Below are 26,571 nucleotides of genomic sequence, written 5' to 3'. Positions count from 1 at the left end.
CGGGCGAAGCTCTGGAATGAGACAGATGCTGGTGCTCGCCACGCTGGTCTACGCAATAGGCCAGGGCACCAACTTTCTCTTCCAGCTGCACCTCCTGCACCTGCTGGGCACCAGCGCCTATGGTCATGTTGGGTTGGCACACCTGCTGCTGATCACCGTGATCTTTCTTGCAGACCTGGGCTACGCCTCGTTGTTCCTGCGCGAGAACCCCGACCAGGTGGGCTGGCTGCGCGACTGGCGTTGTGCACTGACACACCGACTGGTCGCCACCCTTCTGTTGCTGTCCATCTGCAGTGTCGCGTTACGGGTACTCGCACCGAGTGTCGAGGCCATGGACTACTGGCTGGGTGCAGCACCCGCCGCGCTGATGGCGCTGTTCAATTTCTCCTCGCCCTTGATTGTCAGAGGGCACCGCCTGGTGGCCCTGCTCTCCGGCCAGGTGGCCTGGCCGGTTGCGCTGGTGCTGAGCCTGCTGCTGCCTCCGCACCTGCCATTATCGACAGCTGCCAGCGCTGGTATTGCAGTCAGCCTGGGCTTTGCCACTCAGGCGGTGGTGCATCTGTTGCTCAGCCAGAACTACAGATGCTGGCTACCCGGCATGGGCAAGGGCCAGCTCAACAGCGCCTTGCATCTGTCGGCACTGGGTGTCTGTGGCACCCTGCATGACCGGCTCACTGTCTTCCTGCTCGCCCCTCTGACCCCCGGTTTCCTCCCCTGGTACCTGCTACTGAACCACGCGCTCAGCGGCCTATCGGGCATCCAGGCCCAGCTCTCACGGCTGATGCTGCCAGGCGCTGCCAATGATCCGGGGCGAGCACGGGTGCTGCAGGCCAGTTCATGGACGCTACAGGGCACCGCGGCGCTGCTGATGGCTGCCCTGATAATGCAGGGGATGACGGCTGACGCGGAGCAGCAGGAGTGGCTGGCATTGACCGGCGTTCTGCTGCTTGCCTGGGGCATCACCGTCATCGGTGGCTTCCTCAGCCTGCCGCTGATCGCCGGCAATCGCGAACGGCCGCTGGCCCGATTGCTCGCGATCACTATCGCCGTCAGCGCTCCGCTTCAGATCCTGGCCGCCTGGGTACATTCCCCCGAACTGCTGCTGTGGAGCCGTACGCTCTGCCTGTTCACGATCACGCTGGGCGTGATCCGACTGCAGAACCTGCGCCTGAGCAACTGGGGATGGCTGACGACGGCTATCGCCCTGCTGGCGGGCCTTCTGGGATTCACCTCCGCCGCCCCCTGGTGCGGTCTGCTGCTGGCGCTACCCCTGCTGGCCGCGGTCGCGGGACGGCGCCCGCATTACCTCCCCCCAGCCATGCAGGCTTCCACATGACACCCGGAGTGCCAAACCAGTGTGCGGTCTGATTGCAGTTCGTGACTTTTCCGCCGCCAGCAACCTGGAGCCCGCAGTCCAGCGCGCGCTCGCCAGTCTGGCCCGCCGCGGCCCAGATGGCGAGGGTCTGGCCACTGTAGAGCAGACGCCCCGCACCGTCCTGGGCCATAGGCGCCTGGCCATCTACGACACCCGCACGGTAGCCGCCCAGCCCATGGTCTGCCCGCATACGGGCAACTCGCTGGTGTTCAACGGCGCCATCTACAACTTCCGCAGTTTGCGCGATGAACTGCGCGCCGCCGGCTGCGTGTTCAGGACCGACAGCGATACCGAAGTGTTGCTGCACGGCTGGCGGGTATGGGGTGAGGAACTGTTCGCGCGCTGCAACGGCATGTGGGCACTGGTGATCTGGGACGCCGCCAGCGGCGATCTGGTCTATTGTCGCGACCGACTGGGCGTCAAACCGCTCTACCTGTGCCATGACGGGCAGACAGCCATACTGGCCAGCGAGATCTCCGCCATCGCTGATTTCAGGGGGGGGTACCCGGCCCCCAATCCGGAGAAACTGTTCGACTTCTTGGTGACTTCGTATTCCGAGCAGAGCCATGCCACCTTCTTCCAGGGCATTCAGGCAGTCCCCCCGGGGCAGGTCTATCGGCTGAGCCGCACAGGACGAACCCACGCGCGGGCTTACCATCACTGGCCGCAGCCGGGTGAACTGGAGCCACTCGATGCAGAAGCCCTGCACGCACTGCTCGCCGACGCCGTGAACCTGCGCCTACGCGCCGATGTGCCGGTGGCCAGCCTGCTTTCCGGGGGCCTGGACAGCTCGATCATCACGCACCTGGCGCTCAAGGCCAGCGACTCTCCGCAGCATCGCCTGGAGGGAGCGTTCACCTATGCCTACCGCGAAGCCGAGCACGCAGCCGTTGACGAATCCGCCAAAGCCGCAGCGTTCATGCATGCCAGCGGACGCCCGGACCTGCACCGGATCGTGCGCTTTGCCGCTATTCCCAGCGCCGACGAGCTGATGAGTCTGGTGGGCGTGCAGGGCGAACCCTTCGCAACGCCCTCGATACTGGCCAGCTTCCGTACCTACCGCGCGATTGCCGAACAGGGATTCAAGGTCGTACTCGGTGGCGAGGGCGCCGACGAATTGCTCGGCGGCTACACCGTCCGCTACCACCCGCTGGCCGTCCGCAGCGCCTTGCACCAGGGGCAGTGGCGACAGGCTGCCAGGTTGATGGGACACCACACCTTTCCGCGCTCGCTGCTGCTCAATCGCATGATCTGGGATATGCCGCTGGCAGTAATCACGCCCCTGCTGCGGCGTCTGCGGCCCAGCGTGCAGGCCATCAGTGGTGATCTGTGGTCCGCCCAGCATCAGCGCATGGAAGCCATACGCGACAATGCACGCCTGGATCTGGAGCAACGGCTGCGCGACGATCAACTGAGCAGTCTGCTGCCCAGGGTATTACGCATGGCTGATCGCACCAGCATGGATGCCGGGATCGAACTGCGCAGTCCTTTCATGGATTACCGCCTGGTCGAACGTGCCCTGGTTACGCCAGCTGCCGAACGCGTTGGCGAGCGCTACTCGAAAGTGCTCCTGCGCACGGCGTTCCGCAACGAGCTCCCAGCCGCGGTTGTCGAGACCCCGAAAAACACCGGCTTTGGCCATGCCGAGCAATTCCTGCTGCGGCGCCTGCCCTGGGAACCCTTGCTGGAGGATCTACCTGCCGAGCTGGGCAGTTTCATCGATATTGCCAGCCTGCGACGCAGGCTCAGCGATCCGCATGGCGAACACAGCACCCTGTGGCAAGCCCTCTCGGTGGCGCTCTGGTACCGGAGGTTCTATGCGTGAAGCCCTCTGGCAGCGTGGGCGAGCCATTGACAGCGGTCAGTGCCGGATGTGCGGAACCACGGTCGGCCAGCGACACTTCTGGCCTGAGGTTTACGCCAACTCGGGCCAGCAACTGCGTCGCTGCGCGCATTGCGCCGGAGTCTACCTGGCGCCTGGCTTCACCGAAGAAGGCCTGGATGAATTCTATGCCGTGGCTTATCGGCGGCTCTTTCCCGCCGAGATTCCCTGGCATAGCACGGAACGCTTCTTCCGATGGCGCGGCGACCGGATCATTGCTCGGCAGCGCCTGCAACTGATCGCCCCCACACTTGCTCCCGGGGACAACCTGTTCGAACTGGGCCCCGGGTTTGGCGCCTTCCTCGCCGAGACGGCCATGCAACGCCCCGATCTGCAGCTCAGCGCCAGTGAGCCTGATGTGGCAAACCGAACAGCCTTGCTCGGGCAACACAAGGTTCACTTCGTAGAAGGACTCGATACCCTCGAACCAGGAAGCCTGCAAGGGCTGGTAGCCTTTCATACGCTGGAGCATGTGATAGACCCGCTGACCACCCTTGACCTGGCGGCTCGCGCCTTGAGCCCGGACGGCCAGCTGTGGATCGAGGTCCCTGACCTTTTCGGCGACTGGACCAGCCGCCTGTACGTGCACCCGGCGCACCTGAGCTACTTCTGTCGAGACAGTCTGCGCAACCTGGCGATGGCTGCCGGGTTCGAAGTGCTGAGCTGCGGCCCGCATCCGCTGCCGAGCCTAAGCGGCAATCTCTGGCTGCATGCGCGCCGTCCGGCGCAGCTGCTGCAGCGTCCCTTGCACGCCGAGGCAGAACAGGTCATCCAGGCCATCGACAGCCGGATCTCGCGCGTAGGGTGGGGAGCACGCGATGCCCTCAGGGCACTGGCCAAGCGCATGGCAATCAGGGTCCTCGGCCCGGGCGCAGTAGGCGAATGGCAGCGCTGGCGCCACAGACAACCGGATCGGGAGCAGCAGAAGTGAGATTCTTCCTGCTGCTGGTCCTGGTGCTCTGGGTCCATCTCGGCGATCTGACCAGCGCCTGGCTATACCGCTTCTGGCCTGCGGCCGCTGAGCTGAGAAACCTGCGCGATGCCATGGTCATCAGCCTTGCGGCGTGCTGCCTGCTCACAACACGCCTGCCCACCCAGATCATGCTGCCGATGATCAGCTATGCCGGGCTGGCCGCGATCTATCTGATCCTTACGGTCGGTGGCGCGCCCCTGGGCTTGCAGATTGCTTCCTTTGGCACTTTGGTGATTCCACCACTGTTCTTTCTCGCGTCCTACTATTGCGTGCGGACGCCAGGGCAACTGCGCACTCTCGCAGGCTGCCTGGTCATGCTCGCCCTTGCCAGCACCCTGTTCGGCGCCTGGGATCGGCAGAATACCGAGTTCTGGCTATACGACATCGACTACCCCCGGTACATGCTGGAGGTTAAAGGCATGCACGTCGGAGGAAACCCGGAGAACGGCCTGCCCTGGAACTTCTATGGCGGTATCGAGGTGGAGCGTCGGGCTGCCGGCCTGCTGGCGTCGCCACTGGCCCAGGGCATGTTCCTGTGCATCAGCTCGCTGCTGGCCATTGCCTGGCTGCAGAGGCGCGCAACCACACTCGGGCTGCTGATATGTGCGGTGCTGTTCGCCGGAATCTGGATGTCCGGAACCCGGGGTGCGATGCTTGCAGCAGGCCTCGCCCTGCTTGGCTACCTGTACTGCAACCGCAGCCTGCTTCCCGGTCGCGGCTGGCGCTGGCTAATACTCGGCAGCAGTGCGCTGGCGATCGTCGCAGCCTCCTGGCAGATCGTGATCATGAGTGTGAACTTCCTCGACGGCTCGACCATCGGCCACTGGATGGCTTTACAAAAGAACCTGCAGGACCTGCCGAGCGTGCTGCTGTTTGGCGCCGGTCTCGGCCAACAGGGTGGGATGGCCGGCAATACGGCAGCGGCAACCATCGGCGGGGGCGAAGGTGCGATTTTCAGCATCGCCTTCCAGCTGGGAGTGCCGGCTGCCCTCCTCTTTCTGCTCTTTCTGGCCAATCTGATCATGCAGCTTTGGCGTCATTATCGGACTCAGGGAGAACCCATGGCGCTGGCCGCCACCTGGCTCCTGTTGGGTGTATCGACCACCCTGGTTAGCTCCGAACACATGCTGTCCGTCTCGGGATCAGCGGCACTCTGGCTGCTGTCCGGCGCGGTACTGCGCAGCCTCAATGCATCTCGCAGCGAGTTGTATCAGCCATGACTGCAGCGACCAAGCGCCGCATCCGTTTGCTGGATTGCCCTATCGACCTGTTGAGCCCGCAGGAACTACTGGCCGATATCGAACAGGCGCTGCACAACAACGCCTGCATTCGCCTCGAAGGCTTGAACGTTGCCAAGCTGGTCGATGCCCGCAGAACACCAAGCCTGATGCAGGCACTGGAACAGGCCGAGCGCGTGCATATCGACGGGGCGGGCATCCATCTGGGATTGAGGTGGCTGCACCCCTATGTACCCCCCAGAAGAGCCGGCATCGACCTTCTGGGAGATCTTTGTGCGCTGGCCGCTCGTCTCGATGCCCCCGTCTTCCTGCTCGGTGCAAGACCCAACATCGTCCAGGCAACGGCCGAGAAGTTGATGGCACGCTACCCCGGACTGCGCATTGCCGGCGTGCGCGATGGCTACTTCAAGCCCGAGGAAGAGGCCGACGTCGCCGCCACCATCCGCGCCAGCGGTGCCAAACTGCTGTTCATTGGTATCAGCTCCCCCAAGAAGGAGAACTTCCTCCACCAGCACTGGGAACAACTGGGCGTCAATCTGGGAATGGGAGTGGGTGGATCCTTCGATGTGCTATCCGGAGAACTACCACGGGCTCCCCGCTGGATGCAGCGCATCGGCATGGAGTGGTGCTTCCGCATGCTGCTCGAACCACGCCGACTGGCCTGGCGCTATCTGAACACCAACTACATCTACGCAGGCTTGCTTCTGGCTGCAAAGGTCAGGACTTTCATGACCAAGCGAAAGAACACGACTGCCTGAATCGCGCCCCCAGGGTGCGCAGGCAATATGAACCCGATAAAGCAAAAGGGCTCCCGCAGGAGCCCTTTTTCATTCACCGCAACCGATCAGTGGGCGAACAGCGAACCGCCCTGCTTGCCAGCCAGTTTCTCCGGCTTGATCAGGAAACGGGCCAGGGCCGGCAGCAGCCACAGCGCACCGAACATGTTCCACAGCAGCATGAAGGTCAGCATCAGACCCATGTCGGCCTGGAACTTGATCGCCGAGAAGATCCAGGTAACCACGCCGATGGCCAGGCACAGACCGGTGAACAGCACGGCCTTACCGGTGGAGCGCAGGGTCTGGTAGTAAGCCTCCTGCAGCGTCATGCCGGCGCGCAGGAAGCTCTCCAGACGACTGTAGATGTAGATGCCATAGTCCACACCGATGCCCACACCCAGCGCGATTACCGGCAGAGTCGCCACCTTCACGCCAATACCCAGCCAGGCCATCAGGGCATTGCCGAGGATGGAGGTGAGGATCAGCGGCAGGATGATGCACAGCATCGCGCCGAAGGACCGGAAGGTGATCAGGCACATCAGCGCCACGCAGATGTACACCAGGATCAGGATCTTCAGCTCGGACGTGGCGATCACCTCATTGGTGGCCGCTTCGATGCCGGCGTTACCGGCCGCCAGGATGAACTCCAGGCCTTCCTTGTTGTTTTCCGCGGCGAACTCCTGCACCACCGAGACAGCACGCTTGAGCGTGGCGGCCTTGTGGTCGTTGAGGAACACCAGGACCGGCGCCAGCGAGCAATCGGCGTTGTACAGGCCATCGGCACGGGCGATGGAGTTGTTGAGGATGTCCGGGTTGCGCGACAGGGTCTCCCACTTGAGGCTGCCCTCGTTCATCCCCTTGATCACCTGCTTGGACACGCTGACCATGGAGATGGCCGATTGCACGCCCTCGGTGTTCTCCAGGCGCCACATCAGCTGGTCCATCGGCGCCAGGGTCTCGTGGGTCGAGCAACCCTCGTTCGGCGTCTTGACCATCACCACCAGCACGTCGGAGCTGGTCGAGTAGTTGCTGATGATGAAGTTGTTGTCCTGGTTGTAGCGCGAGTCCGGACGCAGTTCCGGCGCGCCCTGGTCGAGGTCGCCGACCTGCAGGTTGGCCTTCTGGTACCAGAACGCGGCCACACCGGCAGACAGCGCGATGACCACCGAAATCGGCGCCACCACCGGGTGGGCGAAGTTGGACAGCAGGCGCCAGAACGGCTGCTCACGACCGGCTTCACGCTTGCTGCGCTCGACCGCCTTCTTGCTGATACCGATGTAGGAAATCGCCACCGGCAACAGGATCAGGTTGGTGAACACGATCACCGCCACGCCGATGGAGGCGCCGATGGCCAGCTCGCGAATCACGCCGATGTCGATCACCAGCAGGGTGATGAAGCCGACGGCGTCCACCAGGATGGCGATCATGCCCGGCAGGAACAGCTGACGGAACGTCCGGCGTGCGGCGGTCAGGGCGTTGTCGGCATCACTCGACTGCAGGGCGATACCGTTGATCTTCTGCACCCCGTGGGAGATGCCGATGGCGAAGATCAGGAACGGCACCAGCATCGAGTACGGGTCGAGCCCGAAGCCGGCGAGGTTCATCAGGCCCAGCTGCCAGACCACCGCGATCAGGGTGGTGGAGACCACCGAGATGGTCGAGCGGATGCACCAGCTGAACCAGTAGAGCAGCACCAGGGTGATGCCCAGGGCAATACCGAAGAAGGCCACCACCATGATCAGGCCGTCGATCAGGTCACCGACCTTCTTGGCGAAACCGACGATGTGGATCTGCACATTAGGGTTCTGTGCCTGGTACTTCTCGCGGATCTTCTCTTCCAGCTCGTGGGAGAACTGGCGATAGTCCAGCTTGACCAGCTTGCTCTGGTCGTTCGGGTCCGGGTACTGCTCGAGCAGCGGTACGTCGACGATACTCGACTTGAAGTTGTTGGCCACCAGACGGCCGACCTGACCGGACTTGAGGACGTTGTTGCGCAACTCCTGCAGACTCTCGGCAGAGCCGTCGTAGGTCTGCGGAATCACCTCGCCACCGTCGAAGCCTTCCTCGGTCACTTCGGTCCAGCGCACGGCCGGGCTCCACAGCGACTTCAGGCCCGAACGGTCGACACCGGCGATGTAGAACACTTCGTCGTGGATCTGGCGCAGGGTTTCCATGTACTCCTTGGAGAAGATGTCACCATCTTTCGCCTCCACGGAAATTCGCACGGTGTTGCCCAGGTTGGCCAGATCGTTGCGGTGCTCGAGCATGTTCTGGATGAAGGGATGCTCTAGCGGAATCATCTTCTCGAAGCTGGTCGAGGGACGAATGTGCGAGGCCTGCCACAGCAGGAGAATGGTGATCAGCGCGCACAGTGCGATAACGACCGGGCGGTTGTTGAAGATCAGGCGCTCAAGAAAAGTCGCCTTGTCCTGATGATGGTTCATGGAACTCATATGCTGATTCGCCCCGGCTTATTGTTTTTTGCCTGGCTCGAGGCCAGTCGGAGTAGCGAGGTGCACGCCGCCCTGGCCCACCAGGACCAGATTGCCCGCCGCATCGTCGGTGGCGCCGGCCAGCGAGGCACGGTCGGCACGGTTGACGACGGTGAAGGCACGCCCGGCGTCCTTGCTGGTCAGCACACTGCCGCCATGACCGACGATGACCAGGGTACCGTCCTTGAGCAGGCTGCCATTGGCCAGGCCGAACTCCAGCGGACCGCTCTCGGAGAGCAGCTTGATCTGCTGCCAGCTCTTGCCGAAATCGGTGGAGCGGAACAGGTTGCCGCGCAGGCCATAGGCCAACAGGGTGTTGGCGCTGGCGGTGCCGAGCGCGCCGAACAGGGTGCCCTCATAAGGGCCCTGGACTTTCTCCCAGGTCTGCCCCCAATCGGCGGAACGGAACATGCTGCCCGCCTCGCCCACCACGAACAGGCCAGCATCCTTAACCGCGGTAATGCCGTTGAGGTGATAACCGTCTTCGTTGTCCAGACGGTCGCTGACGTCATTCCAGGTCTTGCCGCCGTCACTGGTTTCCAGCAGCGCACCGTAGGCGCCGACGGCGTAACCGGTGCTGGTATCACGGAACCAGATATCCAGCAGCGGCGCTTCGCGCTCCAGATCCTCGTGCTGCAATTCCCAGTTGGCGCCGCCGTCGTCGCTGGCGAGGATCTGTGCGTCGTGACCGACCGCCCAGCCATGCTTGTCATCGACAAAGTACACGGCGGTCAGCAGTTGACGGCTGGGCACCCGGGCCTGCACCCAGTTGCGACCAGCGTCTTCGGAGAACAGGATGTGGCCGCGATCACCAACAGCGACCAGGCGCTTGCCGGCATGGGCGATGTCCAGCAGCAGGCTGGTCACGGCCTTGGGCGATTCGATGGAGGTAATGGTGGCTGCTTCCGCGGCCTGCAGCGGCAGAGGCGCAGCGAAGGCCAGAACGGAACATACGCTGAGCAGAGACAGCGCTTTCGCCAGCGGCGATGGATGACGGGCCGGGGCCTGGAAACTCAGGGCGCCGGAGTGGGTGCGCCGCATGACGGGCTCACGCATATATTTCCCCCTTTATTCTTATAGGTGGGTTCACGCCTTTTATCAGGCGGGCTCATGCTATACGGCTTTGGAAAAACCTGACAATCGGCGTGACGTTATGTTTTGTTAAGCGCCGGTTACGCTCGGACAACGCCATGTAGAAGGCCGCCGGTTTTATCGGCGGCCTTTCCGCATCTGCTCAGCGTGTGCCGACGCGGCGCAGGGTCGCCACCGAGAAGTGGTTGTCGTCCGGCAGCGGCTGGCCGAAGTCGCTGGTGCCGTTCTCCTCGTTGTCGAGGTTCTGCACGTAGTAGCGACCGGACTGCAGGTCGTGGAACACGTCCAGCGCCGACCAGGTAGTGGGCAGCTCGTAGTAGTTCTTCAGGTAGGCAACCGAGACGCGCCACAGCTCACCACGACTGTCGTACTGATCGGCCAGGGCCACCTGCCAGCTGTCCTCGTCAAGGTACAGCGTGCGCTTGCCGTAGATGTGTCGTGCGCCCGGCTTGAGCGTCCCCTCCACCACCCAGACACGGTGCAGTTCGTGACGGGTGAACTGCGGGTCGAGGTGACCGGGTTTGATCAGCTGGTCGTAACGGACGTCCGGGCTGGAGAGCCTGTAGTTGTTGTAGGGGATATAGATCTCCCGCTTGCCCAGCAGCTTCCAGTCGTAACGGTCCGGCGAGCCGTTGAACATGTCCTTGTCGTCGGCCGTCATCAGGTTGTCGGCGGTGCCCAACGGCGTGTCGTAGGCCACGCTGGGGGCTCGCCGCACGCGGCGCTGGCCGGCGGCGTAGGCCCAGGCCTGGCGTGCCTCCTGCACCTGATCGAGGGTCTCGTGAACCAGGAGCGCACCACCGGCCAGGCGCGCCGGCGCCTTGGTCACGGCCATGTAGTAGAACAGCATGTTGTCCAACTGCTCGACCGAACCGCCTTGGCGGTAGTAGCTGAACAGCGCTTCCTGCTGTGTGGTGATCAGCGCATAGCTGCCGTTGCGCTGCACGCTGGCGTCCGAAGACTGACGCACCGCGTAGGTGCCGCGATAGCGGGCAACGTGGTTCCACACCGCCTCGACGCCGCTTTGCGGAATCGGGAAAGGAATGCCACCGTAGGCCTCGGCGAAACCATTGCCACCTTCCAGCAGACGTGCTTTCTCGGCATTGCGCCGGGTGTTGTCGTACACCCACTGCGGTGCCGAGGCACTGCGCCGGGTCTGGTAGACCGGCATCTGGAAGCTGTCCGGATAGGTGCGGAACAGCGCCAGCTGTCCGGGCGTCAGGTTGTCCCGGTACTGTTCCAGGTTGGCCTTGTTGATGGTGAACAGCGGTTTGTCACCGGCAAACGGATCGACATGGTGATGGCCGGGCCCGGCATAACCGGCAGGGACCTGGGTGATGCCGCCGCTCCAGGCGGGAATGGTGCCCGCGGCGTTGGCCGCCTTGTCGCCGCCCAGCGGGGTCAGGCTGCCGCCCAGCTTGGCCGCTTCCTCGGCGCTTACCGCGGCCAGCGCGGCATTCGACAGGCACAGCAGCAGCCCCGTCGCAAACAGTCCTTTCAACATTCTTGTTGTGCTCCACTCGTTCGGGCCAGGCATGGCTGGCCAACTGTACGCACCACCACCAGGGTGTGCCGGAAGCCCGCATCCTTTCCGGAAGGCCTGCAGCAATGCCCGGCGCGCGGACTGCCGGCGCGCACGGATCGGGGCATTGCGGGTGATGACCCATGACCGGGATGGCAAGATGCCAGCCCGAGCGCGCGGCAGTTAAGCAGATTGTGCCGGGCAAAAGCGCCAAGCAGCGCACGCGGGAGCACAGCGACCAAGGGGTCTGCAAGCGGCTTTTCGGTCAGGCAGAAAAACGTCGACCCAGTCACGAGACCGGGTCGATAGAAGGCCGCTCAAACGAGCAGCGGGAGTAGCCGATGCCTTAGCGGGTGCCGCGGCGGCGCAGTGCGGATGGGGTGAACTCGCTGTCCTCGGGAACCGCCTTGGCAAAATTGACGGTGCCAGGCTCCTCGGTATCGAGGTTCTGCACGTAGTAGCGGCGGCTCTGCAGATCATGGAAGGCTTCCATGGCCGACCAGGTGGTGGGCAGATCGTAGTAGTTCTTCAGGTAGGCAATGGACACGCGCCACAACTCGCCACGGGTGTCGTACTGGTCGACCACGGCGGCCTGCCAGCTGTCCTCGTCGAGGAACAGGGTGCGCTTGCCATACACGTGGCGCGCACCCGGCTTGAGCGTGCCCTCCACCACCCAGACACGGTGCAGCTCGTTGCGGGTCAGCGCCGGGTTGACGTGGCCGGTCTTCAGCACATCCTCGTACTTCACCCCTGCTGCGGAGACGCGATAGTTGTTGTAGGGGATGTACAGCTCCTTCTTGCCTACCAGCTTCCACTCGTAGCGATCCGGCGAACCGTTGAACATGTCGGTGTCGTCGGCGGTACGCAGGCCTTCGGAGGCGGCGATCGGCGTGTCGTAGGCCAGGTTCGGCGCGCGCCGCACGCGGCGTTGTCCGGCCGCATAGGCCCAGGCCTGACGCGGCTCCTTCACCTGATCGAGGGTCTCGTGTACCAGCGCCGCACCGCCGGCCAGGCGCGCCGGGCTCTTGGTGAAGTTCAGGTAGTAGAACAGGATGTTGTTGAGGTCGGCGTAGCTGCCCTTCGGATCGTAGTAACGGAACAGCGCCTCGACCTCGGACACTACCGGCGAATAGGCGCCGCTGCGCTGCACAGCCGCCTCCACCGAGCGACGGGTGATGTAGGTGCCGCGATAACGCACGATGTGGTTCCACAACGCTTCCAGACCGCTCTGCGGAATGGGGAACGGAATGCCGCCATAAGCGTCGGCAAAACCGTTGCCGCCTTCGACCAGCTTGGCGGTGGTGGCGTTCTTGATGCTGTTGTCATACACCCACTGCGGTGCCGAGCCGGAGCGACGGCTCTGGTACACCGGCATCTGGAAGCTCTCCGGATAGGCATTGAACAGGGCGATCTGCCCCGCGCTCAGCTTGTCTTTGTACTGCTCCAGGTTGGCCTTGGTGATGGTGAACAGCGGCTTGTCATCCGGGAACGGGTCGATATGGTGCTGGCCGCTGCCTTTGTAGCCGGCCGGCGCCTGGGTGATGCCACCGGTCCAGGCCGGGATACTGCCGTCCGCATTGCCGGCTTTTTCCGCGCCGAAGGGGGTCAGCGTGCTGCCGAGCTTGGCCGCCTCTTCGGCGGACACGGCAGCCAGCGCGCTGCCGGCGGAAAGCGCGAGGGCCACGGCGGCGCCCATCAGCGTGTGCTTCATCAACATGGTGCTTCTCCGTACTGGCGGGGCGAGCGGCATGACCGCCCGCCCCTGAAAAGGATGGTCAGAAGGAATACTTGAGGTTGACGCCGACGTTGTCGCGGTCGCGGCCGCTGTTGTTCTGCCCGGCACCGTAGTACTCGGTGTACTGCACCTCGGCCTCCAAGCTGTTCAGGTAGCTGGCGCGCAGACCAACCGAGTAGGCCATCGCGCCCTCGACGAAGTTGCCGGTCTGGTGCGAGTTGCCCTGGAAGTTGTGCTTGAACACGGCGAAGGGCGACAGGTTGACCCCGGCATACACATCGTTCCAGGTACCGGACAGCGCCAGGGTGTAGCCATAGGCATCGCGATCCAGCTGATCCTCATCGTCGTAACCGGAGACGTAGGCACCGTTGGGGCGGCCGGCAAAGCCGCGCTCGCTGCCGTCGTAGGCGGTATAGGTGAGGTCACTGGCGCGGGCATGCTCGGAGGCCAGCTCGGCTACCCCGAGCAGCGAGTCGAAGCTTATCGCCGGGCCAAAGTTGTAGATGGTGCCGATGGACAGGTTGAACGCCTCGATGCGCTCGTAGTTGTGGAACAGCGGCCCGCGGCACAGCTGCTTGCCGGAAATCGCGGAGCAGGCCTGATCGCCCGGAACATTGCCGTCGTAGATATTGGTCTCGCCAAAGAAGCCGGGGACCAGCAGATCGCCCAGCAGATCGTTGGTGGCGCTGATACCCACCGGCAGGTTGGGCCTATAGGCGATCTCGCCGAATACCGAGGCTTCGCCGATATTGGTGTTGAAGCTGAAGCCGTAGACGCGGATATCCTCCACGTACTCGCGACGGGCCACGGCGTTGGCGGCGGCGTCCAGCGTGGCGACTGCCGAGGCAAACGGCCCCTGCGCTGACTGCAGCGCAGCCAGGTCGACACCGTCGTACTGGCTCAGGTCCACCGCGATCTGCGGCTCCTTGGCGTGATAGTTGATGAAGTAGAAACCGAACTCGGTAAGGTTCAGCTCCTCGGCGACATAACGCAGGGCGAAGCCGTACTGGCCATCGTTCTTGGCGTTGATGTCGCCGCCGACGTTGGCCACCTTGAACACCTTGTTCTCCGGATCCAGGTATGAGTTGGGGCCGAACGTGCCATTGCCAACCAGGCCGGCAGCAAGCGCACTCTCATAGCCCGACATCACCGTTGGCAGCAGCGGGTTGTCATAGCGCGTATAGGCCGTGATACCGCCATCGGCAAACAGGTCGGTCTCGGAGAAGAAGGTGCCGACCGGATCGATGGCCGACTCCTTCCAGTTCCACTGGTAGAAACTTTCCAGCGACAGGTTGTCGGTCAGGCCGATGTTGAAGTTGAAAGCCTCCACCGGCACCAGCACTTCCTTGAGCTCGGAGCCTGGCAGGCGGAACTTGGCGGCGTCGATCGGGTTGGTGGTGTTGATGCCACCACGGTAGAAGATGCCCTCACCCCAGTTGAACACCTGGCGACCGACCTTGACGGTCAGTGGCATGCTGCCAACGTCCCAGTTGCCGTAAACATAGGCATCGAGGATTTCAGCATTGTTGCCAGCGCTATCGCGGGTGCCGTCGGTGAAGTCACGGTTGTTGGGATAGCTCTGGCTCGGACGGAAGTCGTCGTTGTCGTTGCGCTTGTCCATGATCTGGGTGTCATAGAAGGCGGTGCCGCGCACGAACAGGCCGTAGTTCTGGTAGTTGGCCTCCAGGTCGGAGGTGATCTTGAACACCTCGGAAACCAGGCCGGTGTCGAAGTTGCGATTGCCGTCGTTGCCGTTGGTATCGTCGTTGGTCTTGTCCCGGCCCTGTACCCGGTAGAGCTGGCCGTAGGACAGCGTGGTATCCAGCGAGCCGGTCACTTCGCCATCGACGAAGCTGAACTCCACAGCACCCGCCGGCACTGCCAGCACCAGCGGAATGAGGCCGGCTAAGGCAAAACCCGCCTTGGCAGGGGCGAGACAAAGAGATGACTTGCGCAAGGGGATGGCCATCGGCAACTCCATGGATCGATTGTTCTTGTTATGGGCTCTGAGCCACTGGCGCGAGGTGCCGGTCTATGCCGGCTTCGCGAGCGAACAGAGACTATTCAAGATCGATACCAAGAAGGCCGCGCGGGACGAGGATTTCACCTTTCGGGCACGACAGTCCCAAAAATGGCCAATCCCCCCCAAGGATGTCTCAATTTGTCTGCTGCCTGGCGCGGTTTAACCTTGAGAATCGACCGCTTCGGAAGGGGAAAACGCGTCTGGCATGCGGCTTGGAGCGACGCGGCAAAGCTGATCAGGCAGAAAGGAAACACCGCGTAACAGCCGGCGTTACCGAGCGCTTGCTTGGTAACGCCGATACAGGGTCAGGCCAGACTCTTGCTGACCACCTCGAACACGTCGCTGGACAGCTCGCCGCTGGCCAGAATGCGTTCCAGCTCACCGCGCATCAGCGCCTGGCGCGAAGCGTCGTACTTGCGCCAGCGGGTCAGCGGGCCGAGCTGGCGCGAGGCGATCTGCGGGTTGGTGGCATTCAGGCTGATCACCTGGTCGGCCAGGAAGCGGTAGCCGCTGCCGTCGGCCGCATGGAAGTTGACCAGGTTCTGCCCGGCGAAGGCGCCGATCAACGCGCGCACCTTGTTCGGGTTCTTCAGGGTGAAGGCCGGGTGCTGCATCAGCGCCTGCACGCGGGCCAGGCCGCCCGGCAGAGTGCAGGCGGCCTGCACGCTGAACCACTGGTCCATGACCAGGGCGTTGTCCTTGAAATGCTCGGCGAAAGCCTTGAGCGCCTCGGCCTTCTCCACCTCGAACGGTGAGTTGACCAGCACGGCCAGCGCGGTCAGGCGCTCGGTCATGTTGTCGCAGGCCTCGTACTGTTCCAGAGCTGCAGCCAGCACCTGCGGCTTGCCGGTCAGCATCAGGTAGGACAGCGCGATGTTCTGCAGACTGCGGCGGGCGAAATGGCCCGACTCGGCCACATAGGCCGTGTTGCGCGACACCTCGCGATTGGCCTGGTAGCGCGCCCACAGCGGCTCGAACAGCGCTTCGGCCAGCTGCGCACGGGCGAACTCACGGGCCACGTGGATGGCATCGACGTCGGCCACATCACTGATCTCGGTCAGGTAGCCCTCCCCCGGCAGCGACAGCATCTCGGCGACCATGGCCTGATCCAGGCTGTCGTTCTCCAGCACGCTGCGCAGGGCCGCGACCAGGCGCGGATCGAGCGCCAGCGGCTCGCCGCGCTGGTGCTGGCCGATCAACTCCTGCAGCACCTGCACGGCCAGCTGCTGGCCGGCCTCCCAGCGATTAAACCCATCACTGTCGTGCTGCATAAGGAACATCAGCTGGTCGCGGCTGTAGGGGAAGCTCAGCTTGACCGGCGCGCTGAAGCCGCGCAGCAACGAAGGCAGCGGCTGCTCGGCGATATTGACGAAGGTGAAGGCCTGCTCGGCCTGGGTCACCTGGAGCACGCGGCTGGTGCCGACCGGCTTGTCTTCACCGACCAGCTGCAGCGGCAGCTCGCGCCCCTGGGCGTCGAGCAGGGCCAGCTCCAGCGGGATGACGAAGGGCAGCTTATCGGCCTGGCCCGGAGTGGCCGGGCAGCTCTGGCGCAGTTGCAGGCGGTAGGTGTTGGCCGCCGCGTCGTAGCTCTCGCTGACGTCCAGGCGCGGCGTGCCAGCCTGGCTGTACCAGCGCTTGAACTGGGTCAGGTCGACGCCACTGGCATCCTCCATGGCCTTGATGAAGTCATCGCAGGTCACCGCCTGGCCGTCGTGGCGGGCGAAGTACAGGTCCGAACCCTTGCGGAACAGCTGCGGCCCGAGCAGGGTGTGGATCATGCGCAGCACTTCCGAACCCTTCTCGTAGACGGTCAGGGTGTAGAAGTTGGAAATCTCCATGAAGCTGTCCGGACGCACCGGGTGGGCCATCGGGCCGGCATCCTCGGCGAACTGGTGAGTACGCAGGTAGGCCACGTCCTCGATGCGCTTGACCGTGCGCGAGTTCATGTCGGCCGAGAATTCGGCATCGCGAAACACGGTGAAGCCTTCTTTCAGCGACAGCTGGAACCAGTCGCGGCAGGTCACCCGGTTGCCCGACCAGTTGTGGAAGTACTCGTGGGCCACCACCGCCTCGACGCGCTGGTGAGCGGCGTCGGTGGCCGTCTCGGCCTTGGCCAGCACGCAGCTGGAGTTGAAGATGTTGAGGCCCTTGTTCTCCATGGCACCCATGTTGAAGTCGTTGACCGCGACGATCATGAAGATGTCCAGGTCGTACTCGCGCCCGTACACCTCCTCGTCCCACTTCATCGACTTCTTCAGGCTGTCCATGGCGTGCTGCACCTTGTCGATGTTCTCCGGCTCGACATAGATGCGCAGGGTGACTTCGCGGGCGCTCATGGTGGTGAAGCGGTCTTCCACGCACCAGAGGTCGCCGGCGACCAGGGCGAACAGGTAGGCCGGCTTCTTGAACGGGTCTTCCCAGGTCGCCCAATGCCTACCGCTCTCCTCGCTGCCGCTGGCAATCGGGTTGCCGTTGGACAGCAGCACCGGATAGCGATGCTGCTCGGCGCTGAGCGTGGTGGTGAAGGTACTCATCACGTCCGGGCGGTCGAGGTAGTAGGTGATCTTGCGGAAGCCCTCGGCCTCGCACTGGGTGCAGAACATGCCGCTGGACTTGTACAGGCCCTCCAGCGCGGTGTTGCTTTCCGGGTGGATGCGCACCGTGCTGTCGATGACGAACTGTTCCTGCGTCGGCTGCAGGGTCAGGTGGCTGTCGGTCAGCTGGTAGTCGGCAGCGGAGAGCACGCGGTCGTCCAGCTTCAGTTCCAGCAGTTCCAGCTGCTGGCCGTCCAGCACCAGCGGCGGCAAGCCGGCGCTGGCCTCGGGGTTACGCCGCATCACCAGCTGGGCGTGCACCAGGGTGTGGTCCTCGAACAGCTCGAAGGTCAGGTGGGTCTCGTCGATCAGGTAGTCGGGAACCTGGTAGTCCTTGAGGTAGATCATCTTCGGCTGTTCGGTACGCATGGCTTGTGGCCTCTTATTCGGTGAGTACGGCGACCTGGTAGGCCGTGTATTTGCGCAGGTTGATCACGCCCGTGTCGAGGATCAGGTACTGGCCCTTGATGCCCCGGAGGATGCCCTCCACCACTGGCGTCTTCTCGAGGTCGTGGCTGGCCACCTTGGTCGGGTAGGCCTCCACCGGGTAACGGATTTCCAGCACATCGGCATCACCGACCGGCTGGATCGCCTGCAGACCAAAGCGCTGCTGCAGCGCAGCAATACCCTCGGCGCAGCTTTCCAGCAGCTGGTCGCGGATGGCCGGCAAATCGAGCGGCACGGCATCACCCTTGAGCAGCGCGCGCCAGTTGGTCTTGTCCGCCACCTGGGTGCGCAGCAGGTCTTCGACCAGCCCGGACTGCTGGCGGGTGGCGACACGGAAGATCGGCAGCGCCTGGCTGGCCCCCTGATCGAGCCAGCGGGTGGGAATCTGGCTGGCGCGGGTGATGCCGACCTTCACCCCGGAGGAGTTGGCCAGGTACACCACGTGGTCGGTCATGCAGAAACGCTCGCCCCACTCCGGCTCGCGGCAGGTGCCGGCGTCGAAGTGACACTTCTCCGGGCTGACGATGCAGCTGTCGCACTGCGCCAGCTTGGTGAAACAGGGGTAGCAGTAGCCCTGGGAGAAACTCTTCTTGGTCTTGCGCCCGCAGTGAGTGCAGTGGATGGCACCGAGAAACTCCAGGCGCACGCGCTTGCCCAGCAGCGGGTTGACCGGCACTTCCTGCTCGTCCAGGCGAAAGGCGTACTGCGCCGTTTCCCCCAGGCGCACGGCCATCTTGCTCAGACTGCCGCGGCCGAGCTCGTTCATCGCGCTCATCAGTGCAGGGTGTCGTTGGACTTGAACAGCAGGTTCGGGATCGGCTCAGCGTGGGACTGGCACTCCTGCGGGCCCATGTAGCCGGTGCGCTCCTCCTCCGGCAGGTTCTGGATTTCCCAGGCAATCATGGCCTGCAGCGACAGCTCCTTCTGTTCCTGGGTGAGCTTGCGGCCATCCGGCCACTTGCCGATCTCCACTGCCAGCTTGAGGCTCTGGTAGATCTCAGGCGTGATGTTCTGGATCATTTCGGCAAAGGACGACATCGCGGACTCCAACAGGGAAAGCCAAACAGAACGCCAAGTTTACCGGCGCAGACGCGCCAGCGCACCGCCGATCAGGCCAGCGGCGCAACCGGCGACCAGGCCGCCGACATGGGCGGCGTTGGCGATGGCACCAAGGCCCAGGGTGTCGATCACCCCGGACAGGCACACCAGCAGCCAGATCAGCATCATCGCCAGCACGCCCCGCGGCAGCTGGTAGGCCGGTGTCGGTGCCAGCAGCTGAAAAATCCAGCAATAACCGAGCAGGCCGTAGAGCACACCAGAGAGGCCGCCGAACAGCGAGGGACCGCCAAACCAGAACTGGGCGAAATTGGACAGAAGACCGAACAGCAGGGTCAGCCCGAGCAGGACCAGGCCGCCATGGCGGTACTCGATGCGGCGGCCCAGCTCCCAGTACCACAGCGCATTCATGGCCAGGTGCAGGATGCCGAAATGGATCAGCATGGGCGACAGCAGGCGCCACCACTGCCCTGCCTCCAGGCTGGCCGTCCAGGGCTGGAAATAGAGGTATTCGCCCTGGATCTGGAAGTCCTGGAAGGTCAGCCAGCGCAAGGCGGCGAAGTTGTCACCGAGCAAAGTCACGGCGGCGACGAGCAGGGTCAGCAACAGCACCAGCGCGGTCATCCAACTGGCCCGCAGCTGTGCGACCAGCCCCGGCCGCGACGGCAGCACTGGCGTCGGCACCTGCTCCTCGGCCGCCCCCTGCGGATAGCTCAGATACAGCGCGCGCACCTGGTCGGCCAGCGGCTGGCTGGGCACCCAGAGCACCTGGGCACCGCGCTCCTCGCTGACCCGGTGCGGCACCTGCAGGCGCCGCAGCAGGCCGACAAAGCCGCTGAGGTCCTCCTGCAGCGGCCGGCGCAGCGCTTCCACCGGGCTCATTGCGGTGCCTCCGGACGCTCCACCTCGACCCAGACGAACTTGTTCGGATCGATCTGCGTCTCCTCGTCCAGACGGTAGGCCACCAGCTTGCCGTACATCACCGCGCTGTAGTCCAGGCAGGCCAGGTTGGGGCGGATCGGCGTCGGCCGGCCGCGGCGCCAATAGTGGCCGACGAACAGCATTGGCTCGTCGACGCCGTATTGCAGCAGGCGGCCCTTGTCGGTCGGGCTCAACGGCAGGCTGGCCACGCTCTCGGGCAAGGCATCGGGCTGGAACACCACATCACCGTAGGTCTGCGGGTCGTCCTCCCAGAATTTGGTGCGGAAGTAGGCGCGAGTGAAGCCTTCCTCGCTGGTCAGGGTCAGGCCCTGTGGCAGGCGCAAGTCGGTGCCGCGCAGCAGGCGCTCGAACACCCGGTTGGCGAAGCTGCCAGGCACCGCCGAGGCGGTGACGAAGGCACGGTCGATGCGGCCATCGGCGAAGCGCTGGCGCAGCTGACCGATCAGTTCGCCATCCCAGCAGGCGTGCACCAGGCGGAAGCGCCCGGCGTCGATGAACAGCGGCAACTGCTGGAACCAGTCGAGGAAATCGTGCCAGTCCGCCGGGTGTTCCTCGAACTGGCGGAAGGTCTGCTGCAGCAGGCGCTCGTGGCGCGGCGTGTGCTCACGCACATGGCGCCGCTCGCTGTTGGCCGGCGCCTCGGTGTACCAGCCGAGGGCGTTGTACTCGTGGTTGCCCATGATGCACAGCGCCTGGCCGGCCTCGACCATGTCGTGCACCAGGTGCAGGGCCTCGCGAATGCGCGGGCCACGGTCGATGATGTCGCCGAGGAACAGCACCATGCGGCGCGGGTGGCGCCACACGCCGCCATGCCGGCTGTAGCCCATCTGTTCGAGCAGGCGCTCCAGGCTGCGTCCACAGCCGTGCACGTCGCCGATCAGGTCATAGCCACGCCCGCTGTCCAGCAGCATGTCAGTCGTGGCTCCACTGGCGGCCGCCCCAGCCGAGCTTGGTGCGGCAGGCCTCGTAGTAGTTGTGGTCGAGCGGGTGGATCAGGCGCAGCTTCTGCGGCTTCTTGGCCACCGTGATGGTGTCGCCAGGCGCGCAGGTGAAGTGGTTCTGGCCGTCGCAGGATACCAGCGGGTAGATCGGCAGGTCGTCGGCCACGACGATCTTCAGTTCGCTGTTGCCGTCGACCACGATAGGGCGACTGGACAGCGTATGCGGGTACATAGGCACGATGACCATGGCATCCAGCTTGGGGTGCATGATCGGCCCGCCGGCGGACAGCGAGTAGGCGGTAGAGCCGGTCGGCGTGGCGATGATCAGGCCGTCGGCTTTCTGGCTGCAGACGAAGTGGCCGTCGATGAACAGCTCGAACTCGATCATCTTGGTCGACTTGCCCGGGTGCAGCACCACATCGTTGAGCGCATCGCCCTGGCCGATGGCCTCGCCGTGGCGGCGCACCTCGGCCTCCAGCAGGAAGCGGCTTTCCTCGAGGAAGCGCCCTTCCAGCACCTCGGCGACCTTGACCTCCAGCTCGTCCGGCTTGATGTCGGTGAGAAAACCCAGGCTGCCACGGTTGATGCCCAGCACCGGGATCTTGTGGCGGGCCAGGGCGCGCGCGGCGCCGAGCATGCTGCCGTCGCCGCCGACCACCACGACCAGGTCGCAGACCTCGCCGAGGTTCTTCCGCGAACAGGTCTGCAGGCCGTGACCGGGCAGCACTTCGGCGATGGTGTCCTCGAGGATCACATGCAGGTGACGCTCAAGCAGGAACTTCTTCAGGCGGCGGATGGTGTCGAGCACCTGGGCGCTGCCCAGGCGGCCGATGATGCCGATATTGCGAAACTGCTCCATGGGGCGCTCTGCAACGGGGAGAATTGCCCGGATTATGGGCGAAAGCGCTTCGCAGCGGCAAACCAGGCGCTATGCTCGGCCGATGACGACGCCCCTCGACGACCTCCTGCAGCACCTGCGCCAGCCGCAGGTGCGTGACCTGGCCTGGACCCTGCTCTCCCCCGCCCTGCTCGACGGGCGCACGCTACCGCTGCGCGATCCCCTGGCCGCGAGCATCTGGCGGGCCGAGCCACAGCGACTGATCGACTGGCTGCTGCACCAGGAAGCCGAGCCGAGCGCGCTACTCGCCTATCTGGCCGGCAGTTCCAGCCGCCTCGGTCGCTACTACGAGCGGCTCTGGCAATTCGCCTTGCAGGCGGCACCGGATGTCCAGCTATTGGCCGCCGGCCTGCCGGTACGCCAGGCCGGGCAGACCCTGGGCGAGCTGGATCTGCTGCTGCGCGATGACGAGGGCGTGCATCACCTGGAGCTGGCGATCAAGCTGTACCTCGGCCCGGAGCAGGCGGCTGGAGATGACGCCAACAACTGGCTGGGACCGGCCAGCGAGGATCGCCTGGGCCTCAAGCTGGAGCATCTGCACCGGCACCAGCTGCCGCTCGCCAGCACCCCGGCCGGCCGCCAGGCACTGGCGGCATTGACCGAGGAAGCACCGCGCTCGGCAGCCTGGCTGGCGGGCTATCTGTTCTATCCCTGGGCACAGCCCTGTGCGGACCCGGTGGGCAGCGCCCAGGGCCATCTGCGCGGGCGCTGGCTGCATCGTCGTGACTGGCGGCATGTGGCCGGAGCCGATCATCACTGGCAAGTATTGCCACGCCAGCGATGGCTGGCGCCGGCACGGCTGGAGCAGGTCGAAGTGTGGAACGAGGCAACCCTGGAGAACTGGCTGGTTCAACTACCAGCCGAGGCGCCGGCGCAGCTGCTGGTGCGCCTGGAGCGGTGCGGGAGCAACGACTGGCGGGAGCGGGAGCGAGTGTTTCTGGTCAGCGATACCTGACCCAGAAAGGCAGCTACAGCGACTTAATGACTGCGCTCGGTGCGCCCGCCGGAACGTGCCAGATAGCCCGGGCCGCTCTCGCACAGCAGCCCCGCGCGCTGCACCGCCGGTAGCGCGTCGAGACCGTCGCGCAGGGCGTAGGCGGAAAAGCCCAGCTGTGACAACAGGAACACCGCGCTGGCGCTGCGCTTGCCGCTGTCGCAGTAGCACAGGTAGGTCTTGCTCTTGTCCAGCAGGCGCACTTTCAGGCGCAGCAGGTGCAGCGGCATATTCAGCGCCTGCTGGGCATGCGCCTGCTCGTACTCGGCCTGCAGGCGTACATCCAGCCACTGGGCACCGCTCGACAGCAGACGGGCTGCCTCGCCGAAGGACACCTCGTCGACCACCGGCGCCTTGAGCAGGGCGAAGAAATCCTGGCGATCCAGGCGCAGTACCACGCCGGGTTCGATCAGGGTGACGGTGGCGTTGCGCGGCTGATCAGACAGCAGGGCCTCCTCGCCGAAGCAGGCCCCGACCTCCAGCTCGGCCAGCACCTGACGACCGGCGTCGCCGCCGCGAAATACCTCGGCGCGGCCACTCTTGAGGAAATAGCAGCAGTCGCCGGCCTCACCTTCGACCAGCACACGGCTGCCGGCCGGCAGGTCGATCGGCCGCAGGCGATCGAGCATGGCGCGCACATTGGCCGGCGGCACCTTGGTGAACAGCGGGTTCTCCAGCAGGCGCTCCAGCCATTCGACATCGTCGCCATTGCTGCCCAGATCGAGCAGCAGGTCGTGGTAGGCCAAACGCCAGGTGAGCAGACGACTGAGGTTGGCCGAGTCGAGCATCAGTACGCTGGCGTCGCTCAGCGCACGCACCTCGTGCTGACGCGGCAGGCTCGGCGACAGCGGGTGGCAGCTGGTCTCGCTGCCGGCCTGCAGACGCTCCTCACCGCCGGCGGCATCGCGCAGCAGCAACTCGCCGGACAGCAGGTAATAGGTGGTACGGGCCTGATCGCCCTGGCGGAACAGCAACTGGCCGGCCAGCAGGTGCTGCGGCACCAGTTGTGGACGCAGCTCGCGCCACTGTTGCTCGGATAGCACGTTGAGCGGAGTAAAGCTGCGCAGCTGTTCGGGATTCAGCGGCTCGGTCATCGACACCTGTCCTTCATTATTCTCGGCGCACTGCGGCCAGTTCTTCCAGGCGTTGGGCCATGGCCCGGCGCCCCTGCAGGCCTCCGGTGTGGAGCAGCAGCAGGCGCGTACCCGGAGCAAAGTAACCGGCCTCCACCTCGTCGCGCAATGCCAGCAGCGCCTTGCCGGTATAGAGGGGCTCCAGCGGCAACCCGGCGCTGCGCTCGCCGTCGTCGATGAGCTGTGCCAAGCGCGCATCCACCTTGCCGAAACCGCCCAGGCTGGCGTCCAGCAAACGATAGCCGCAGTCGGCCAGGCCAGCCTCGCCCAGTATGGCCGGTACGGCCTGCTCCACCCCATGCCCGGGCGGCACGGCCATGGCGACATGCACCATCCGCGCGCCCTGCTCGCCCATCACCAGGCCGGCGGCCGTGGTGCCGGTGCCGGCGGCCAACCACCAGCCGTGGTAGTCGGCCCAGCCCAGCGCCCCCAACTGCTGCCTGGCCATCTCGACGATCGCCGCGCAGGACCTTGCCGCCAGCAGCCCGCCACCGCCCTCGTCGACGGGCAACAACTGCGGGTAGCGCTCGCGCCAGGGCTGCCAGAAGTCGGGGCTGTGGCGCCGGCGATAGCCGCCGTAACCGAGCCAGTGCAGCTGCATGCCGAAGGCCTGCAGGTCGCGCACCGTTGGCGTGTCCTGCGCCTCGCCGCGCAGCAGGCCGACGGTGGCGAAGCCGAAGCGCTGGCCGGCCGCGGCCAGGGCATGCAGGTGATTGGAATGGGCACCGCCCAGGCTGATCAGCCCGTCGGCACCGGCTGCGGCGGCAGCCTCGATGTGCGGCCTGAGCTTGAACCATTTGTTGCCGGACAGCTGCGGGTCGAGCAGATCGAGGCGCAGCACGGCCAGCTCGACGGCGGCACGTACCGACCAGTCGAATGAAAGCGCTTGCAGGGGCGCAGCGGGAATCCAGTGCGGAGCGGCGAAGGGCATGCGGAAGAATCCGGTCGGGGTCAGGCACCCCGACAGAGGGCGCCCGCCGATGATAACCGGATGCGGTGCCTCAGCTGACGGTGCGCAGCCGCGCGCCGGCCTTGTGCCGGGCACAGCAGTTGGATTCACCGGCCACGAAGCGACTGGGCGTCTCGACCCGGTCGATCGGCATGGCGCAGCGCTCGCCGGACGGCAGGCTGGCCTCGCAGGTCGGCTGCTGGTAGTGCGCCAGCCACTGGCGGTATTGCTCCTCGGAAACGAAGCACTTGGCCGCCGCGTAGCTCATGGGGTTGTTCTGGTAGCGGGCGATGTCCTGCAGCGGAATGGTCAGGTGCCCGGCGCCCGGGTGATAGACCACGAAGACCACGCCGAGCTTGGCCAGGCGCTCGAGAATCTGCTCACCGCCCTGGCTGGCCAGCTCGTCACGCTCGCGCCTGAGGCGTTCCAGCTCCTGTTGCAGCTGCGTCTCCTGCTCGGCACGGTAGGCCAGTTCGACATCGCGAATCGCCACCTGCTCGCGAGCCTCGGCCACGGCGGCGGCAACTCGTGCCTGCAGTTCGGAGTCGAACTGGGCGCGCAGGATATCGGCCTCGGTGCGGCCATGACGCTCCAGATCGCGCAGCTGTTTGGCCAACTCTTCGCGGGTCTGCTGCATGCTGTCAGCCTGGGCGCCGAGCTGCGCCTTGAGGCTGTTGTTCAGCTCTTCCTGCTGGCGCAAGACCTGCTGCAGGTTGTGGATTTCCGCCTGCAGCGCCCGCTGACGCTCCTCGCCGGCCAGCTTGAGACGCGCCAGCTCCTCCTCGTATTGCTTGCCCAGCGTGCTGATGCGCAGGCGCTGCTGCTTGATCAGCTGGGCAGTCTTCAGGCGATGCTCCTGCTCTTTCTGCTCGGCCTGCTTGTCAGCCTCCTCGCGCGCGGGATCGGGTGCCTGCCACTTGTCTTCGGCAGCCACCTGCAGGCGCTCGGCCAGCACCACCGGCGCGTCCTCCTCCACCAGCAGCCCCAGGGCGTTGCGCTTGGCGGCATCACGTACCAGCACCAGGTCGTTCTTGCCGGGCGCCAGGCTCGGGTCCCACAGGTGCATCTGGTGCCAGGACACCGGGCACTGGCTGCGGCAGGCCAGGCGGATGGGGCCTGCGCCCAGGTCCGGGCCACGCCCGGCATTGTCGGCCAGATGGCGCAGCGGCAGGTTCCAGCCCTTGTCGGCGGCGCCGTGCTCGTCGAAATCCAGGTAGAAGAACACCACCGCGCGCACCAGCAGGCGCGGATTGATCAGCACATAGGCCAGGCGCATCTGCTGATCGGCGAACTCGGGCATGTTCACCACGTTGTCGAGCAGCGCCTCGAACTCGGGAAACAGCATCTCTTTGCAGACGCCGCGGTCATTGAAGAACAGCACCGCTTCGACCATCTGCGCTTTGTTCTGCATGCTCATGGATTTCCCTCAAGGCCATCTGGGATCACGATCGGCGCGCTACGGGCGGGCCGTGCACACGCATAACCTGACAGGCAGGCGCAATCCCTTGT

The 26,571-nt window shown here is 64.8% G+C and carries 20 protein-coding genes; 6 read left to right on the top strand and 14 right to left on the bottom strand.

What is annotated here, in order from left to right:
- The first annotated feature begins 16 nt into the window (after positions 1 to 16).
- The 5 genes from ACOAPY_RS08830 to ACOAPY_RS08810 are packed head-to-tail and all read left to right on the top strand — an operon-like array spanning position 17 to position 6,226.
- Entirely contained in the window at positions 17 to 1,336 is a 1,320-nt protein-coding gene (locus tag ACOAPY_RS08830) for a hypothetical protein (RefSeq protein WP_465156228.1), read from the top strand.
- 19 nt (positions 1,337 to 1,355) lie between these two features.
- A complete protein-coding gene (asnB, locus tag ACOAPY_RS08825; protein ID WP_465156226.1) occupies positions 1,356 to 3,200 on the top strand; it encodes an asparagine synthase (glutamine-hydrolyzing) in 1,845 nt (614 codons plus the stop codon).
- Positions 3,193 to 4,188, top strand: a complete 996-nt coding sequence (locus ACOAPY_RS08820; RefSeq protein ID WP_465156224.1) for a class I SAM-dependent methyltransferase — start codon at positions 3,193 to 3,195, stop codon at positions 4,186 to 4,188. Before asnB ends, ACOAPY_RS08820 begins: the two co-directional genes overlap by 8 nt.
- Complete coding sequence (locus tag ACOAPY_RS08815) at positions 4,185 to 5,450, top strand: hypothetical protein (protein WP_465156222.1); 1,266 nt, start codon at positions 4,185 to 4,187, stop codon at positions 5,448 to 5,450. Before ACOAPY_RS08820 ends, ACOAPY_RS08815 begins: the two co-directional genes overlap by 4 nt.
- Positions 5,447 to 6,226 (top strand): WecB/TagA/CpsF family glycosyltransferase, encoded by a 780-nt coding sequence (locus ACOAPY_RS08810; protein ID WP_076578926.1) that lies wholly within the window; start codon positions 5,447 to 5,449, stop codon positions 6,224 to 6,226. Before ACOAPY_RS08815 ends, ACOAPY_RS08810 begins: the two co-directional genes overlap by 4 nt.
- A gap of 86 nt (positions 6,227 to 6,312) precedes the next feature.
- Here the strand turns inward: ACOAPY_RS08810 and ACOAPY_RS08805 are convergent, their stop codons facing one another.
- The 11 genes from ACOAPY_RS08805 to ACOAPY_RS08755 form a co-directional block, all read right to left on the bottom strand.
- Positions 6,313 to 8,697: an efflux RND transporter permease subunit gene (locus ACOAPY_RS08805; protein WP_076429509.1), complete on the bottom strand. Its 2,385-nt coding sequence runs from the start codon at positions 8,695 to 8,697 to the stop codon at positions 6,313 to 6,315.
- Between the two features lie 18 nt (positions 8,698 to 8,715).
- Positions 8,716 to 9,792: a WD40/YVTN/BNR-like repeat-containing protein gene (locus ACOAPY_RS08800; RefSeq protein WP_372237595.1), complete on the bottom strand. Its 1,077-nt coding sequence runs from the start codon at positions 9,790 to 9,792 to the stop codon at positions 8,716 to 8,718.
- 178 nt (positions 9,793 to 9,970) lie between these two features.
- Positions 9,971 to 11,332: a DUF1329 domain-containing protein gene (locus ACOAPY_RS08795; protein WP_076578929.1), complete on the bottom strand. Its 1,362-nt coding sequence runs from the start codon at positions 11,330 to 11,332 to the stop codon at positions 9,971 to 9,973.
- 364 nt (positions 11,333 to 11,696) lie between these two features.
- Complete coding sequence (locus ACOAPY_RS08790; protein ID WP_076578931.1) at positions 11,697 to 13,067, bottom strand: DUF1329 domain-containing protein; 1,371 nt, start codon at positions 13,065 to 13,067, stop codon at positions 11,697 to 11,699.
- 58 nt (positions 13,068 to 13,125) lie between these two features.
- Positions 13,126 to 15,054, bottom strand: a complete 1,929-nt coding sequence (locus tag ACOAPY_RS08785; RefSeq protein WP_076578933.1) for a DUF1302 domain-containing protein — start codon at positions 15,052 to 15,054, stop codon at positions 13,126 to 13,128.
- A gap of 359 nt (positions 15,055 to 15,413) precedes the next feature.
- Positions 15,414 to 18,071 (bottom strand): aminopeptidase N, encoded by a 2,658-nt coding sequence (gene pepN / locus ACOAPY_RS08780; protein ID WP_465156220.1) that lies wholly within the window; start codon positions 18,069 to 18,071, stop codon positions 15,414 to 15,416.
- A 13-nt stretch (positions 18,072 to 18,084) separates the two neighbouring features.
- On the bottom strand, positions 18,085 to 18,915 hold the full coding sequence (locus ACOAPY_RS08775; protein WP_142137953.1) for a DUF2797 domain-containing protein: 831 nt from the start codon (positions 18,913 to 18,915) through the stop codon (positions 18,085 to 18,087).
- Positions 18,916 to 18,923: 8 nt separating this feature from the next.
- Entirely contained in the window at positions 18,924 to 19,187 is a 264-nt protein-coding gene (locus ACOAPY_RS08770) for a YeaC family protein (RefSeq protein WP_076578941.1), read from the bottom strand.
- Between the two features lie 39 nt (positions 19,188 to 19,226).
- The gene (locus ACOAPY_RS08765; RefSeq protein WP_465156218.1) at positions 19,227 to 20,087 is read right to left on the bottom strand and encodes a rhomboid family intramembrane serine protease; all 861 of its coding nucleotides are present in this window, start codon (positions 20,085 to 20,087) and stop codon (positions 19,227 to 19,229) included.
- Positions 20,084 to 21,055 carry a metallophosphoesterase gene (locus tag ACOAPY_RS08760; RefSeq protein WP_076429561.1) on the bottom strand — a complete coding sequence of 324 codons (972 nt, stop codon included), beginning with the start codon at positions 21,053 to 21,055 and terminating at the stop codon, positions 20,084 to 20,086. The genes ACOAPY_RS08765 and ACOAPY_RS08760 overlap by 4 nt, the downstream gene beginning before the upstream one ends.
- Before the next feature lie 4 nt (positions 21,056 to 21,059).
- Complete coding sequence (locus ACOAPY_RS08755; RefSeq protein WP_465156216.1) at positions 21,060 to 21,947, bottom strand: NAD(+) kinase; 888 nt, start codon at positions 21,945 to 21,947, stop codon at positions 21,060 to 21,062.
- Between the two features lie 34 nt (positions 21,948 to 21,981).
- Here ACOAPY_RS08755 and ACOAPY_RS08750 point away from each other — a divergent pair, with 34 nt between their 5' ends.
- Positions 21,982 to 22,941 (top strand): DUF1853 family protein, encoded by a 960-nt coding sequence (locus ACOAPY_RS08750; protein WP_465156214.1) that lies wholly within the window; start codon positions 21,982 to 21,984, stop codon positions 22,939 to 22,941.
- Positions 22,942 to 22,964: 23 nt separating this feature from the next.
- Here the strand turns inward: ACOAPY_RS08750 and ACOAPY_RS08745 are convergent, their stop codons facing one another.
- The 3 genes from ACOAPY_RS08745 to ACOAPY_RS08735 all read right to left on the bottom strand — a co-directional run bounded on the left by ACOAPY_RS08745 (position 22,965) and on the right by ACOAPY_RS08735 (position 26,479).
- A complete protein-coding gene (locus tag ACOAPY_RS08745; protein ID WP_465156212.1) occupies positions 22,965 to 24,074 on the bottom strand; it encodes a cyclic nucleotide-binding domain-containing protein in 1,110 nt (369 codons plus the stop codon).
- Between the two features lie 16 nt (positions 24,075 to 24,090).
- On the bottom strand, positions 24,091 to 25,044 hold the full coding sequence (locus tag ACOAPY_RS08740; RefSeq protein ID WP_465156210.1) for a 1-aminocyclopropane-1-carboxylate deaminase/D-cysteine desulfhydrase: 954 nt from the start codon (positions 25,042 to 25,044) through the stop codon (positions 24,091 to 24,093).
- A 70-nt stretch (positions 25,045 to 25,114) separates the two neighbouring features.
- The gene (locus ACOAPY_RS08735) at positions 25,115 to 26,479 is read right to left on the bottom strand and encodes a chromosome partitioning protein ParA (protein WP_465156208.1); all 1,365 of its coding nucleotides are present in this window, start codon (positions 26,477 to 26,479) and stop codon (positions 25,115 to 25,117) included.
- Positions 26,480 to 26,571: the final 92 nt, after the last annotated feature.

The organism is Pseudomonas stagnisoli (genome assembly GCF_048595745.1).
Taxonomy (GTDB): domain Bacteria; phylum Pseudomonadota; class Gammaproteobacteria; order Pseudomonadales; family Pseudomonadaceae; genus Aquipseudomonas; species Aquipseudomonas alcaligenes_A.
Note: the sequence above shows the minus strand (reverse complement) of the source record. Positions and strands in the feature narration are given on the sequence as shown.